Genomic DNA, 14,805 nt, shown 5'->3' with positions numbered 1-14,805 from the left:
GTCGAACCGCGACGAATTTCTCCCGTTGTTGATCGGGTGGACCGCGGCGCGGACATCATCCATACCGTTGTGTATCCGTTACTTAAACCGACGGTGATTGTGCTGCGGATGGTCTCAAGTTTTTCTTTCGTCGCGCCAGATATTTTCCGGTAGGACCACCCCCGTTCTGGTTAGTCCCTTACGATGAGCCCAATCACTCATACGGAGTATGGCCGGATTCATCCGTGATCCGGCCGGTGTAGCCGGAGAATCCGTCGGACGCGGTCGGCTCTGGCACCGATGCGGCGCGCTGGGATCTCGCCACGGCGGTGGTGGCCCGGAGGGGACGAGCCGTGGGTTGACCTGTGATCGGGTCTGCCGCGTGTGCCGGGCGCCGTTTGTCCGCCGATGATCCACGCCACGACCGAAAGGCGGCGCGCGAGCATGGCCCTGACATCCGGCGGCCGACCGACCCCTCAGGTCGACCGCTCATCCCGAACCGGCTTGCGCCGGAATTCCGAGAACACCCCGCGGTTTCGTCGACCAGGCCCTCGGCGGCACGGGTCCGGCCGCGGGGCGCGGCTGGGGCTGCTGGTCGCGACCGCCCTGCTGTTGCCGCTGGGGCTGGTCGCCCCGGTGCCGGCCGGCGCGGCTGGTACCGCGGCGAGCGCCTCCCCGAGCCCGGCCAGCTCGGCCGGCGCGGTGGATGCCCGTCCGGTACCGGTGACCGGCATGACGGCGAACACGGACACCGCCGGCCAGTCGAGTCTCACGGTCGTGCTCTTCGACGGTGACATCGTGCTGGTCGGGGGGCGCGGGTTCAGCCCCGGTCGGGAGGTCGCCGTCACCGCCGCCACCGCCGAGCTCGGCGGCTCCGCGACGGCTCAGCCTGGTACGGACGGCCGCTTCATTCTCGGGTTCCAGGTGCCTGCCGGCTTCTCCGGCCGGGTGACGGTGACCGCCAGGCAGGACGCGCTGGAGGTGAGCGGCACTCTCGACGTCGTCGACGCGGAGCTGACCGCACCGGCGGCCGAGACGCCGGGCACCGCGACGGCGGAGTCGCCGACCGCCGAGCCGGCCGCGACGCCGGCGCCGTCCACCGGCGCGGCGCCGAGCCCGTCGGCGCGTACCGGGTCGACGCCCGCCACGCCCGGGAAGCTCTCCGGCCTGCCCTGGATGTCGGGTGTCTACCCGTCGCACATCCTGGCGCAGGTGCTGTCCTTCGGGAACTGGCGCGGTCGGGCGAACGACGTGGCGCATGTCTTCACCGTCCGGAGCAAGGGTTGGTCCGCGATGGTCGAGCCGCGCTGGCCGCTGGACCTGTACAAGGGCTTCCAGGGCACGTTGATCATCAGCCAGCCGACCTTCCCGAAGGGGCAGGGCAACAACGCGGCGTGTGCCCGGGGTGAATACGACAAGTACTGGAAGACGTTCGGCACCTTCCTGAAGAACAACGGTCGGGCCGCTTCCATCGTCCGGATCGGGTGGGAGTTCAACGGGACCTTCATGTACTGGCATGCGGACAACGCGGGCACCGAGTTCCGTGACTGTTTCCGCAAGATCTCCACGGCCATCCGGTCCACGGATCCGGAAGTGAAGATCGACTGGACGTTCAACGCGCATGCCTCGCCGGTGCCCAAGACCGGGACTCCGTGGGCCGCCTACCCCGGGGACGAGTACGTCGACTATGTGGGCATCGACTCCTACGACTGGTTCCCGGCCTCCAGGACCGAGGCGGAGTGGAACAAGCAGTGCAACACGCCGAACGGTCTGTGCTATCTCATCAACTTCGCCCGTGAGCACGGCAAGAAGGTCGGCGTCGGGGAGTGGGGTGTCGCCTCGTGCAGCCGCGGCGGTGGCGGCGACAACCCCTTCTACATTCAGAAGATGTACGACACGTTCAAGGCGAACGCCGATGTGATGGCGTACGAGGCGTACTTCCATGACGCCGCTCCCGGGAACGTCTGCTCGACCATTCAGAACGGTGGTCAGAACCCGAAGGCCGGCGCCCTCTATCGGAAGTTGTTCGGCTCCGCGTGATCTGGTCGGATCACACCGGCGGGTGCGAGCGGATCCACGGTGGGTGACCGGATCTCTGACTGGATCTGACCGGATCTGATCGGAGCGGTCCGGAGCGGTTTGGGGTGTGCACCACCGGCTCCGCCCGGTGGGCAACAACGACGTGTCGGTGAAACGGGCCGTCGCCTCCTGTCATGGGGCGGCGGCCCGTTTGCCGTCGGACAAGGAGTTGTCCACCCAGTCGTCGTGTGGAGTTTCGTCCCGGATCGGTGAAAGGTCGGGGTACCGTCAGCGCCACGGGCCCCAGGCCCCGCCGGAGGCCCTGCGACCTGCGCGGTCACGCCCTCGGCCTCACCGTCGGATCGATCTGACAGGAGCGCGCAGTTTGCGTCATTTCAGCTTCCTCGACGGCGATACCGCCGGGGCGCTGTTCCACCGCGCTCCCCAGGAGATCGTCGCGGGCGACGACCGTCGACTGGTGGCCACCGCCCTTGGCGCGACCCTCTACGCCCCGGGTACCAGGCCGCGCCTGGCCAGGGACGTCCGACGGCAGGTGGCGGCCGGCGTGACCTCGATGGTCCTCTGCCTGGAGGACGCGATCGCAGACCACGAGGTGGTCGACGCCGAGGACAACGTGATCGCGGCCCTGGCGAACCTCGGCGAGGATCCGCCGACCTGTGGCGATGGTGTGCCGCTGCTCTTCATCCGGGTCCGCACCGTTACCCAGATGTCGACCCTGCTGGCCCGAATGGGCGAGGCGGCGCGCGGGCTTCTCGCGGGTTTCGTGCTGCCGAAGTTCGGAATCGAGAACGGCGAGGCGGCGCTGGAGGAGGTGCTGCGCGGTTCGGAGATCCTCGGCCGCCCGCTGTGGGCGATGCCGGTGCTGGAGAGCCCGTCGGTCATTTTCCGGGAAACCAGGGTCGACGCGCTGGGCGGGGTGCGACGCCTGATCGACAAGCACGCGGACAACGTGCTTGCGGTGCGGTTGGGGGCCACCGATCTCTCCGGGCTGTTCGGGCTACGTCGTGACCGGGACCTCACGATCTACGACATCGCCGTGGTCCGGGACTGCATCGCGGACATCGTGAATATCTGCGCCCGGGGCGGTGACCATGTTGTCACCGGGCCGGTGTGGGAGTACTTCGCGCAGCCGGAGCGTTTGTTTGTCAGTGCACTGAGAGTCACGCCGTTCGAGGAAGCGGACCTGATCGAGGGCAGCGAGCGCGGAGCGCGTATCCGGTCCGAGCTCGTCTCGGCCGACCTGGACCGCCTCATTCGCGAGGTCGTTCTCGACAAGGCCAACGGCCTGATCGGCAAGACGGTGATCCATCCGAGCCATGTGCCGGCGGTACAGGCGCTCCATGTGGTCACCCAGGAGGAGTACGAGGACGCGGAGGTGATTCTTGCCGGCGACGCGGGCGGGGTTCGGGCCAGCAGCTATGAGAACAAGATGAACGAGCTTCGCCCGCACCGGTTGTGGGCCGAGGCCGTCCGGCGCCGTGCGCGGGCCTTCGGTGTGCTGCGCGAGCACCTGACCTTCGTCGACGTCCTGGCGGCCACTCAGGACGCACTCCGTTGACGGCGGTGATGCCCGGCGAGGGCACCCGAAACGGCGCGGCGGGGCAGCCGGCCGATCACCTGGCCGACCCGCCGGCGCAGACCCCGGCCGCGAGCCTGGCCGCGAGCCTGGCCGCGAACCTGGCGGACGAGGACTGGCTGTGGGAGGCCCTGGGCCTGGGCGTGGAGATCCGCGGTGGCGAGCCGGCCGACGAGCTCGACGAGCTGGCCCTGCGCCGGTTGGTGGGACTCGCGCTGCGGCGTAACCCCCGGCGCGCCCATCTGCTGGTCAGCCGGGTGCTCGGCAAGCATCTCCCGGTGCCACCCGAGGTCGCGCTCGACGCCGGCGCCCGCCTGGCCGCGCTGGTCCGGGCGCTGCCCGAGCCGGGCCGGTGGGCCGGGCCGGGGCCCGCGGCGGCGCCGGTGCCGATCGTCATCGGTTACTGCGAGACCGCCACCGCGCTGGGCCACGCGGTCGCCGACGGACTGCCGAACAGCCACTACCTGCACACGACGCGCCGGCAGGTTCCGGGCAGCACCCCGCTGCTGGAGTTCGTCGAGTCCCATTCGCACGCGACCCACCACTGGCTCATGCCGCAGGACCCGGACGTGCTGGCCCAGCCCGGACGGCTGCTCCTCGTCGACGACGAGCTGTCCACCGGGCGTACCGCGCTCGGCACCATCCGCATCCTGCACGCGTTCGCCCCCCGGACGGACTACGCGGTGGCCGCGCTCGTCGATGCCCGGCCACCGGCCGCACGGGCTGCCTTCGCGGCGCTCGCCGCCGAGCTGGGGGTGCGCATCGACGTCGTCTCGCTGGTCGCGGCGACGGTCGCGGTGCCGGTGGACGTCACCGAACGGGCCACCCGCATCCGCGGCAGCGTCGGCACCGCCGCTGCGCCCGAACCGGCACCCGGACCCGCGGTCGACGGCTCGGCACACGGCGCCGCTGGCGCTGACGCCGCCGGTAGCGCCGCCACCGGTGGCGCCGCCGCCGGCGACGCGGGTTCCGTCGACCCGGCCGACACGGCTGGTGTGGCCGACCCGGCCGACCCGGCTGGTGCGGTCACCCGGGTCACGGTGCCCTGGCCCGCCGGTCTGCCGGACGGCGCGCGGCACGGCTGGTCCCAGCACACCCGGGAGCGGCTCACCGCGGAGCTCCCCGCCGTGGCCGACGAGGTGCTGGCCGGCATCGGTGCCGCCCGCGGCGGTGACCCCAGCGCGGGTGGGGACATCCTGGTCCTGGGCACCGAGGAGCTGATGTACGTGCCGATGCGCCTCGCGCAGTGCCTGGTGGAGCGCACCGAACGACGGATCTTCTACCAGTCGACCACCCGCTCGCCGGTGCACCCCCTCGACGTGGACGGGTACGCCATCCGATCGGCGCTGACCTTCCCCGCGCCGGACGACCCATCCCGGGTCAGCCACGTCTACAACGTGGCACCCGGACGCTACGAGGACATCGTGGTCGTCGTCGACGCGGCACTGGACGGCCGCGGGCCCGTGCCCGGCGCCCCCGCCGTGGACGGCCTCGTCGTGGCGCTCGGTGCCTGCGCACCGGTGACCGTCGTGACCATTCCCAGCCACGTGCCTCCCCGCCCCGCGCCGGCGGCCGGTGGGCACCCCGCGGAAGGTGCCGTATGAGCTTCTCCCAGCCCCTCGGGCCCGGCGGCCGGCCACTGATCGGTTCCGGCTCATACCTGCCCGAGGACGTCACCTTCCTGCTCACCGACCTGAGCGACGCGAACCTCGAACGGCCGACGGAGGACCGCGAGGAGGGCTTCCAGTCCGGCCGGCACTACTCCGAGGACCTGCCGATCGAGTACCAGCCCGATGCCGCGTACCTGGACATCTACCGGCAGGCGCTGGAACGTTCGGCGCGGCGGGTGGCGCTGGCCACCGGGATCGTGGCCGAGCTCGTCCGGCACACCAAGCCGGCCCCGGTGCTCGCGTCGATCGCCCGGGCGGGCACGCCGATCGGCATCCTGATGCGGCGCTGGTACCTGTTCCGGCACGGCCTCGACGTCCCGCATTACGCGATCTCGGTCATCAAGGACCGGGGCCTCGACCTGAACGCGGTGCGCCACATCACCGACCGGCACGCCCCCGAGGCGGTCCAGTTCGTCGACGGCTGGACCGGCAAGGGCGTGATGACGAGGGTGCTGACCGAGGCGGTGCGCGGGCTCGGGCCCGACCTGCGCCTCGACGACACCCTCGCCGTGCTCGCGGACCCGGCCCGGTGCGTGCCGCTGTTCGGCACCCGCGACGACTTCCTGATCCCCAGCGCCTGCCTGAACTCGACCGTCAGCGGCCTGGTCAGCCGCACTGTCCTGAACGCCGAGCACATCGGCCCGGACGACTTCCACGGCGCGAAGTTCTACCGGGAGCTGGCCGAGCACGACCTGTCGCAGCACTTCGTCGACACGATCGTCGGCTGGTTCGACGACGTCGCGGACGAGGTCGACCGCGAGTGGCCGCGGCTGTGGTCCGCCGACCGCACACCGACCTGGGACGGCTGGGCCGCGGTCGAGCGCATCGCGGACCAGTTCGACATCCCGGATGTGATCATGGTGAAGCCCGGTGTCGGGGAGGCCACCCGGGTGCTGCTGCGCCGGGTGCCGTGGCGCATCCTGGTCGCGCCCGACCGGCTCGACGAGCTCGCCCACGTGCTCGCGCTCGCGCAGGCGCGCGGAGTTCCGGTGGAGGAGATGGCGGACCTGCCGTTCTCCTGCGTCGGCCTGGTCCGGCCGGTCCGCACCGAGTCCGGTGACGGGCCGGTGTTCCACACACCGGCGGCGCGCTGGCGCCCGGTGGCCTCATGACCGCCCAGGACAGCGCGGGGGCTGGCACCGCGCTGCTCGCCTGCGATCTCGATCTGACGCTGATCTTCTCCCGCAAGCACTTCGGGCTGGCACCGGGAGCCGCGGAACCCGAGGTCACCGGGGTCGAGCAGATCGACGGCGCCGCGTACTCGTTCTCCAGCGACGTGACGCTGCGGCTGCTGGCCGACCTGCAGCGGACGGCGGTCTTCACCCCGGTCACCACCCGCACCCTCGCCCAGTACCAGCGGGTCGACCTGGGGCTGCGGCCCCGGTACGCGGTCGCGGCCAACGGCGGGCACCTGCTCGTCGACGGTGTTCCCGACCCGGTGTGGGCCGGCGAGATCGCCGCGCGCCTCGCCGACGGGTGCGCCCCGCTGGCCCAGGTGCTCGAACTGGCCGAACGGCTCGGGACGCAGGACTGGGCCCGGCTGGTCCGGGTGGCCGACGACCTGTTCGTCTACCTGGTCGCGCACAGCCGGGAGGCGATTCCGGACCTGTCCGAGGTCGCCGCCGAGGTGGCCGCCGCCGGGTGGTCGCTGTCGTCCCAGGGGCGCAAGGTCTACCTGGTTCCGGGACCGCTCACCAAGCAGGCGGCGGTGGCGGAGGTCGCTCGCCGCGCCGGTGCGTCCCGGGTGTTCGCCGCCGGTGACTCGGTGCTCGACATGCCGATGCTGTCCGCCGCGGACCGGGCGGTGCGTCCGGCGCACGGTGAGCTGCACGAGCTGGGCTGGGTGGCGCCGAACCTGACGGTGACGAGCGGGACCGGGCTGCTCGCCTCCGAGGAGCTCCTCGGCCTGCTGGACACCTGGGTGCGCGCCGGGCAGCTGGCGGCCTCCTGACCGTGCGTCCCCCGGTACGTCGGACGTCGGACGTCCGACGTCCGTCCCGCCTCCGTTCGTCCGTCGCCGGACCGTCCGCCGCCCGGGGTGCGCCGCTCGCCGCTCGAAGGCCGTGCGGGCCTGGGACGTACCGGGGACGTCGTGATACACCGTGGAAACACGGGGGTTGACCACGCCGACGCCTGTGGGAGGAAATCCATGGCCGCGACAGACACGGGCGATGCCAGCCGGGCCGGTGCCGGCTCCGCCGGTGGTGAGCTGGAGGCGGAGCTTGCGCGGTTGCTGGCGGTCGAGAGCTTCGACCCGCCGGCCGGTTTCACGCCGCGCCAGCCCGAGCAGGCCGACGCGCAGGCCGCGGCCGCCGATCCGGTCGGGTTCTGGGCGGCGAAGGCTCGGGAGCTGCTGAGCTGGGACAAGCCGTTCACCCGGGTGCTCGACGACACGAACCCGCCGTTCTACCGCTGGTTCGACGACGGCGAGCTCAACGTGTCGGCGAACTGCCTGGACCGCCATGTCGCGGCCGGGCTGGGGGAGCGGGTCGCCTACCACTGGCGCGGGGAGGAGGGCGAGCGCCGGGACGTCACGTACGCCGAGCTGCTCGCCGACACGCAGAAGCTGGCGAACGGCCTGCTTTCGCTGGGTGTGGCCGCCGGTGACGTGGTCGGCATCTACCTGCCGATGATCCCCGAGGTCGCGGTCGCGATGCTGGCCTGCGCCCGGATCGGCGCGGTCCACAACGTGGTCTTCGGCGGGTTCGCGCCGTCGGCGGTGCGGGAGCGCATGGAGGTCTCCGACGCGAAGGTGCTGATCACCGTCGACGGGGCGCGCCGCAAGGGCCGCACGGCGGCGGTGAAGGCCGGCGTGGACGAGGCGATGGCGGACCTGCCGAAGCTGGAGCACGTGGTGGTCGTGCGCTCCACCGGCCCGGTCGGCGGGGTCGAGACGGCGATGCGCGCCGGGCGGGACGTCTGGTACGACGAGCTGCTCGCGGCCGCGGACCCGGTGTGCCCGCCGGCGCCGCTCGGCGCCGAGCACCCGCTGTTCATCCTCTACAGCTCCGGCTCCACGGCGAAGCCGAAGGGCATTCTGCACACGACCGGCGGCTATCTGCTCGGCGCGACCTACACCCACCGCGCGGTGTTCGACCTGGATCCGGAAACGGACGTCTACTGGTGCTCGGCCGACGTCGGCTGGATCACCGGGCACTCCTACATCGTGTACGGACCGCTGTCGAACGGCGTGACGAGCGTGATGTACGAGGGGGCGCCGGACTATCCGGACTTCGACATCTGGTGGCGGCTGATCGCCGAATACAAGGTCACCATCTTCTACACCGCGCCGACGGCGATCCGGGCGTGCATCAAGTGGGGTGCCGAGTACCCGGCCCGCCACGACCTGTCCTCGCTGCGGGTGCTCGGCTCGGTCGGTGAGCCGATCAACCCGAAGGCGTGGCTGTGGTACCACGAGGTGATCGGCGGCGGGCGTTGCCCGATCGTGGACACCTGGTGGCAGACCGAGACCGGCTCGATCATGATCTCGCCGATTCCCGGGGTCACCTCGACGAAGCCCGGGTCGGCGACCAGGCCGCTGCCCGGCATCACCCCGGCGCTGCTGACCGAGGACGGTGAGCCGCTGGCCGAGGGCACCGGCGTCCTGGTGATCACCAGTCCGTGGCCGTCGATGCTGCGCACCCTGTACCGCGACGACGAGCGGTTCGTCCAGACGTACTTCTCCCGGTTCGGCCCGCGGACCTACCTGGTCGGGGACGCGGCGCGCCTCGACGCCGACGGCTACTTCTGGATCATCGGCCGGATCGACGACGTGATCAACGTGTCGGGTCATCGGCTGTCCACCGCCGAGGTCGAGTCGGCGCTGGTCTCGCACGAGGCGGTCGCCGAGGCCGCGGTCGTGGCCCAGGCCGACGCCGACACCGGCCAGGCCATCGTGGCCTTCGTGACGCTGCGCGCTGACCAGGTCGGCGACGACGACATGATCGCGGAGCTTCGTGACCACGTGGCCCACCGGATCGGCAAGCTCGCCCGTCCGCGGCGGGTGATCTGGGCGGAGGACCTGCCCAAGACCCGCTCCGGGAAGATCATGAGGCGGCTGCTCCGGGACGTCGCCGAAGGCCGTGAGCTCGGCGATGTCACGACCCTGCGCGACCCGTCGGTCATGGCCGCACTCGCGGCGAAGGTCGCCACCGCCCCGGACGAGTAGTCGTCCTGGGCGGATAGCGGCGAAGTTGTTCCCGCTTCTTTACCGCCGCGCCGAACCCGGGTGCGGGAAGTTCATGCTCCCTGTTTAGGCTTCCCGTTTCGTGAGAGCGCTGCGCCGATTCACTGTCCGTGCCCAGCTCCCAGAGCAGCTCGCTGCTCTGGGAGAGCTGGTTCTGAACCTTCGCTGGTCGTGGCATCCGGATACGCTGGACCTGTTCGAGTCCGTCGATCCGGAGCTGTGGCGGGCCTGCAAGGGCGATCCTGTCCGGCTGCTCGGCGAGGTCGACCACGACCGTCTCGTGGCGCTCTCGACGGACCGGAAGTTCCTTCGCCGGCTGTCCGACGCCGCGGACGACCTGCAGGACTACCTGACCACCGATCGCTGGTACCAGAAGCAGGCGATCGCGGACGCTCCGCGCGCCATCGCCTACTTCTCGCCGGAGTTCGGCATCACCGAGGTGCTGCCGCAGTACTCCGGTGGTCTGGGGATCCTGGCCGGCGACCACCTGAAGACCGCGAGCGACCTCGGGGTGCCGATCATCGGGGTCGGCCTGCTCTACCGGGCCGGCTACTTCGTCCAGTCGCTGTCGCGGGACGGCTGGCAGCAGGAGCGCTACCCCGGGATCGACCCGCACGGCCTGCCGCTGACCCAGCTCACCGACTCGGGCGGCGTGCCGGTGAAGGTCGCCGTCGGCCTGCCCGAGGGCCGCACCCTGCACGCGCAGATCTGGAAGGCGCAGGTCGGACGGGTTCCGCTGCTCCTGCTGGACTCGGACGTCGAGGACAACTCCTCCGCCGAGCGCAGCGTCACCGACCGGCTCTACGGCGGTGGGACCGACCACCGGCTGCTGCAGGAGATGCTGCTGGGCATCGGCGGTGTCCGGGCGCTGCGGGCCTACTCCGCGGTAACCGGTGAGCCCGCCCCGACCGTGTACCACACCAACGAGGGGCACGCCGGCTTCCTCGGGCTGGAGCGCATCCGCGAGCTGACCGAGACCGGCCTGAGCTTCGACGAGGCTCTGGAGGCGGCGCGCGCGGGCACGCTGTTCACCACCCACACGCCGGTGCCGGCCGGCATCGACCGCTTCCCCAAGGACCTGGTCGCGCGGCATTTCGGCGGCGACAACACCTGGCCCGGCGTGCCGGTCGAGCGGGTCCTCGAACTCGGCGCCGAGCCTGACCCCAACGTGTTCAACATGGCCCACATGGGCCTGCGGCTCGCCCAGCGCTCCAACGGCGTCAGCAGCCTGCACGGCATCGTCAGCCGTGAGATGTTCGCCGCGCTGTGGCCCGGCTTCGACCACAGCGAGGTGCCGATCGGCTCCGTCACCAACGGCGTGCACGCACCGACCTGGGTGTCCCGCGCCGTCGTCGAGCTTGCGGACCGTCAGACCGGCCCCGGCCTGCTCAGCGGTGACGCCGCCGGCTTCGCCCAGTTCGACCGGGTGTCCGACGAGGCGATCTGGGCGACCCGCCGTGAGCTGCGCGAACAGCTCGTCGCCGAGATCCGGCGCCGGGTGCGCGCGTCGTGGCTGCAGCGCGGTGCCGCGCCGGGCGAGCTCGACTGGGTCGAGTCGGTGTTCGACCCCGACGTGCTCACGATCGGCTTCGCCCGCCGGGTGCCGTCCTACAAGCGGCTGACCCTGATGCTGCGCGACTCCGAGCGGCTCAAGCGCCTGCTGCTGCACGCCGAGCGCCCCGTCCAGATGGTCATCGCCGGCAAGGCGCATCCCGCGGACGACGGCGGCAAGCTGCTCGTCCAGCAGATCGTGCAGTTCGCCGACAGCCCCGGCGTGCGGCACCGGATCGTCTTCCTGCCGGACTACGACATCGGCATGGCCCGCTACCTCTACGCCGGCAGCGACGTCTGGCTGAACAACCCGCTGCGCCCGCTGGAGGCGTGCGGCACGTCCGGGATGAAGGCCGCCCTCAACGGCTGCCTGAACCTGTCCATCCGGGACGGCTGGTGGGACGAGATGTTCGACGGCCAGAACGGCTGGGCGATCCCGACCGCGGACGGTGTGGAGGACCCCGACCGGCGCGACGACATCGAGTCGGCGGCCCTGTACGACCTGCTGGAGAACACCGTCACCGCGCGCTTCTACGACCGGCCGGTGCCGTCGGCCCACCCGCCGCGGTGGACGGCGATGGTCAAGCACACGCTGTCGACCCTCGGGCCGCAGGTGCTGGCCACCCGCATGGTGCGCGAGTACGTCGAGCGCTACTACGTGCCGGCCGGCCGCTCCGCCAGCCAGACGGCCGAGCATGACCTGGCAGGTGCCCGTGATCTCGCGGCGTGGAAGCAGCGCGTGCGCGCGGGCTGGTCGGGCGTGCGGGTGCTCAACGTCGACTCCGCGGGACTCGGCGACACCCCCCAGGTGGGCCAGTCCCTGGTCGTCCGGGCGACCGTCGACCTCGGCGGCCTGGACCTCGCAGACGTCGACGTGATCGCCTCCTACGGCCGGGTGGACGAGACCGACCGCATCCTCACCGCCAGCACCCTCTCGCTGCGCGAGGTGGGTGAGGGTGAGGGCGAGGGCGGCCACGGCCACCGCTTCGAGGGCACCATCCCGTTGGGGCGGACCGGTCCGTTCGGCTACACGGTGCGGGTGCTGCCGCGCCACCCGCTCCTCGCGAGCCCGGCCGAGCTGGGCCTGGTCACCAACCCCTGACCGAGGTTCGCTACTGCGCCGCCGGCCCGGGCTGCTCGGCTGGCCCGGGCTGTTCGGGCTGTTCGGGCTGTGCTGCTGGCTCGCCTGGCTCGGTGATCCCCGTGTCCGCACCGGATGCGGGGATCACCGTGGCGCGGCGCGCGGGCAGTGCCCGCAGGACGACGACGGCGTGGCCGCGGACGAGCAGCGTCTCCCCGGGGCCCAGCGACCGCCGCGGTGCGTCGATCGTGCCGGGGAAGCCGGCGAGGTCGTCCTCGGCGGTGTCCAGCAGCAGCTCGTAGCCGGCGGCCCACGGTTCGCCGGGCAGCACGAGCGGTCCGTCCACGCCGTCGGGATGGATCACGAGCAGCAGGCTGTCGCCGGCGATCGGCTGCCCGGCCGGATCGGACCACTCGATCGACGTACCGGCCAGGTGGGCCACCAGGATCGCCACCTGTGGGGCGTTCCAGTCCGCCGGTGACATCACCGCGCCGTCCGCCCGCAGCCAGGTGATGTCCGGCAGGATGTCGCCGTCGACCGCCCCACCGCGGAAGAACCGCTCCCGGCGCAGCACCGGGGACGTCCGCCGCAGCCTGGTGAGCCCGCTGACCAGGGCGAGCAGCGCCGGGTCCGAGCCGGCCGGGTCCACATCGGCTGGGCCGGAGCTGTCCGGGTCAGAACTGTCCGGGTCCGGGCCATCCTGGGCCGGGCCAGCCTCTGGTGTCTCTCCGTCCGCCGGTGTCTCCCTGTCCGCCGGCGCCCGCACGTCCGTGGACCATGCCGGCCAGGCCAGCCAGGAGACCGGGTTGTCCTGGCAGTAGGCGTTGTTGTTGCCCTGCTGCGAACGTCCCAGCTCGTCGCCCGCCACCAGCATCGGCACGCCGGCGGACAGCAGCAGCGTGCTGATCAGCGCGCGCCGTACCCGCCGACGGGTGGCCAGGATCTGCGGGTCGTCGGTCGGGCCTTCGGCGCCGAAGTTCGCCGACCGGTTCTCCGACTCGCCGTCCCGGTTGCCCTCGAGGTTGGCCTCGTTGTGCTTCTCCCGGTACGAGACGAGATCCGCGAGCGGGAAGCCGTCGTGCGCGGTCACGAAGTTCACCGAGGCCCAGGGCCGGCGGCCGTCGTGCTCGAACAGGTCGGACGAGCCGGTGACGCGGTACCCGAGATCGGCGACGCTGCCGGTGCGCCCGCTGAAGACGTCCCGCACCGTGTCGCGATACCGGCCGTTCCACTCCGACCACGGTGCGGGGAACGCACCGACCTGGTAGCCGGCCCAGCCCAGGTCCCAGGGCTCCGCGATCAGCTTCACCGAGCCCAGCAGCGGATCGGCGTGGATCGCGGTGAGCAGGGGAGCGCCGGGGTCGTAGCCCTCCGGGGCGCGGGCGAGCGCGGTGGCGAGATCGAACCGGAACCCGTCGACCCCCATCTCGGTGACCCAGTACCGCAGCGAGTCGCAGATGAGCTGCACGGCATGGGGGGACGTCGGATCGACGGTGTTGCCGCAGCCGGTCACATCGCGGTAGCGCCGTGGGTCGTTGGGCTCCAACCGGTAGTACTCGGCGTTGTCGAGCCCGCGCAGGCTCAGCGTCGGCCCGCGTTCGTTGCCCTCGGCGGTGTGGTTGTAGACGACGTCCAGCAGCACTTCGAGGCCGGCCTCGTGCAGCGCCGCGACCATGGCGCGGAACTCGCCCACCGGGTCCGCGGTGGCCGCATAGCCCGGATGGGGGGCGAAGAAGCCCAGCGTGTTGTAGCCCCAGTAGTTGGTGAGTCCCTGCTCGAGCAGCGACATCTCGGAGATGTGGGCGTGGACGGGCAGCAGTTCGACGGCGGTGACCCCGAGTTGGCGCAGGTGGTCGATGACCGCCGGGTGCGCCAGGCCCGCGTAGGTTCCGCGCAGCGGCTCGGGCACGGCGGGGTGGCGCCGGGTGAAGCCGCGGACGTGCAGCTCGTAAACGATCGTGTCGGACCACGGGATGCCCGGCCGGTTCGCGGTGGGGTCGGGGCCGGTGGCCGTCCCGGTGACGACGCCCTTCGGCACATACGGCGCCGAGTCGCGGTCGTCCGGTTCGCGCCCGTACGGATCACCGTCGGAGAACCCGTGCACCGCCGGATGCGGCACGAAGTCGCCGGTCACCTGGCGCGCGTACGGGTCGAGCAGCAGTTTCGCCGGGTTGTAGCGGTAGCCGAGCTCCGGCGCGTACGGGCCGTGCGCGCGCAGGCCGTAGAGCTGGCCCGGGCGGACCCCGTCGAGGTAGCCGTGCCAGACCCCGCCATCCCGCTCGGGCAGCCGGTGCCTGCGCTCGCCGGTGCCGTCCAGGTCGTCGAAGAGGCAGAAGTCGACGGCTTCGGCGTGCGGTGCGGCGACGGCGATGTTGACGCCGGCCCCGTCCCAGCGGACGCCGAGCGACTGCGCGCTGCCGGGACGGATCATGGCTTCGACGCTAACGCGGGCGAGCCGGCTGGTCCTGGAAACGTGTCCTGTCGGTCAGACAAGTGAGATGCGTCACTTCCTTGCTTGGATCCTTGTCCGGATCGACGCGGTCCGGGGTTCGCCACCTACCCGCCGTGATCGCACCGGCCGCCGCCGGCCTGCCTCGGGCCGAGGTGGGCGCGACGGATGGAGACGCGACGGATGGAGACAGGTGGCGGCCGGTGGCTGCGGGTGGCCCTTCGTCGGCTGCCATGGAACCGACGGCGAGCGGTGACCCTCGACGCTGTCCGC

General features: G+C 71.6%; 8 protein-coding genes. 7 read left to right on the top strand and 1 reads right to left on the bottom strand.

Translation table 11 applies throughout. The features are described from left to right. Window positions 1–483: 483 nt before the first annotated feature. The 7 genes from ACG83_RS06005 to glgP all read left to right on the top strand — a co-directional run bounded on the left by ACG83_RS06005 (window position 484) and on the right by glgP (window position 12,104). Window positions 484–2,019: a glycosyl hydrolase gene (locus ACG83_RS06005; RefSeq protein WP_347280175.1), complete on the top strand. Its 1,536-nt coding sequence runs from the start codon at window positions 484–486 to the stop codon at window positions 2,017–2,019. Between the two features lie 364 nt (window positions 2,020–2,383). Then, entirely contained in the window at window positions 2,384–3,577 is a 1,194-nt protein-coding gene (locus ACG83_RS06000; protein ID WP_054565053.1) for an HpcH/HpaI aldolase/citrate lyase family protein, read from the top strand. Beyond that, complete coding sequence (locus tag ACG83_RS05995; protein ID WP_083473032.1) at window positions 3,574–5,199, top strand: phosphoribosyltransferase family protein; 1,626 nt, start codon at window positions 3,574–3,576, stop codon at window positions 5,197–5,199. The genes ACG83_RS06000 and ACG83_RS05995 overlap by 4 nt, the downstream gene beginning before the upstream one ends. Then, on the top strand, window positions 5,196–6,377 hold the full coding sequence (locus ACG83_RS05990) for a cysteine protease StiP family protein (RefSeq protein WP_054565052.1): 1,182 nt from the start codon (window positions 5,196–5,198) through the stop codon (window positions 6,375–6,377). The genes ACG83_RS05995 and ACG83_RS05990 overlap by 4 nt, the downstream gene beginning before the upstream one ends. After that, a complete protein-coding gene (locus tag ACG83_RS05985; RefSeq protein WP_054565051.1) occupies window positions 6,374–7,216 on the top strand; it encodes a hypothetical protein in 843 nt (280 codons plus the stop codon). The genes ACG83_RS05990 and ACG83_RS05985 overlap by 4 nt, the downstream gene beginning before the upstream one ends. 198 nt (window positions 7,217–7,414) lie before the next feature. Next, window positions 7,415–9,433: an acetate--CoA ligase gene (gene acs, locus ACG83_RS05980; RefSeq protein ID WP_054565050.1), complete on the top strand. Its 2,019-nt coding sequence runs from the start codon at window positions 7,415–7,417 to the stop codon at window positions 9,431–9,433. A 100-nt stretch (window positions 9,434–9,533) separates the two neighbouring features. Then, a complete protein-coding gene (gene glgP / locus ACG83_RS05975; RefSeq protein ID WP_054565049.1) occupies window positions 9,534–12,104 on the top strand; it encodes an alpha-glucan family phosphorylase in 2,571 nt (856 codons plus the stop codon). A 10-nt stretch (window positions 12,105–12,114) separates the two neighbouring features. Here glgP and glgX read toward each other — a convergent pair whose 3' ends face one another. Further along, on the bottom strand, window positions 12,115–14,514 hold the full coding sequence (gene glgX / locus ACG83_RS05970; RefSeq protein WP_063792978.1) for a glycogen debranching protein GlgX: 2,400 nt from the start codon (window positions 14,512–14,514) through the stop codon (window positions 12,115–12,117). Window positions 14,515–14,805: the final 291 nt, after the last annotated feature.

Source organism: Frankia sp. R43 (assembly GCF_001306465.1).
In the GTDB taxonomy this organism is placed as follows: domain Bacteria; phylum Actinomycetota; class Actinomycetes; order Frankiales; family Frankiaceae; genus Parafrankia; species Parafrankia irregularis.
The sequence above is the reverse complement of the archived record's forward strand: the minus strand, read 5'-3'. Positions and strand labels throughout refer to the sequence as shown.

Excerpts from the sequence above, each read along its gene's own strand:
- glgX (WP_063792978.1), bottom strand. The coding sequence starts at position 14,514 with ATGATCCGTCCCGGCAGCGCGCAGTCGCTCGGCGTCCGCTGGGACGGG.
- ACG83_RS05990 (WP_054565052.1), top strand. The coding sequence starts at position 5,196 with ATGAGCTTCTCCCAGCCCCTCGGGCCCGGCGGCCGGCCACTGATCGGT.
- acs (WP_054565050.1), top strand. The coding sequence starts at position 7,415 with ATGGCCGCGACAGACACGGGCGATGCCAGCCGGGCCGGTGCCGGCTCC.
- ACG83_RS05985 (WP_054565051.1), top strand. The coding sequence starts at position 6,374 with ATGACCGCCCAGGACAGCGCGGGGGCTGGCACCGCGCTGCTCGCCTGC.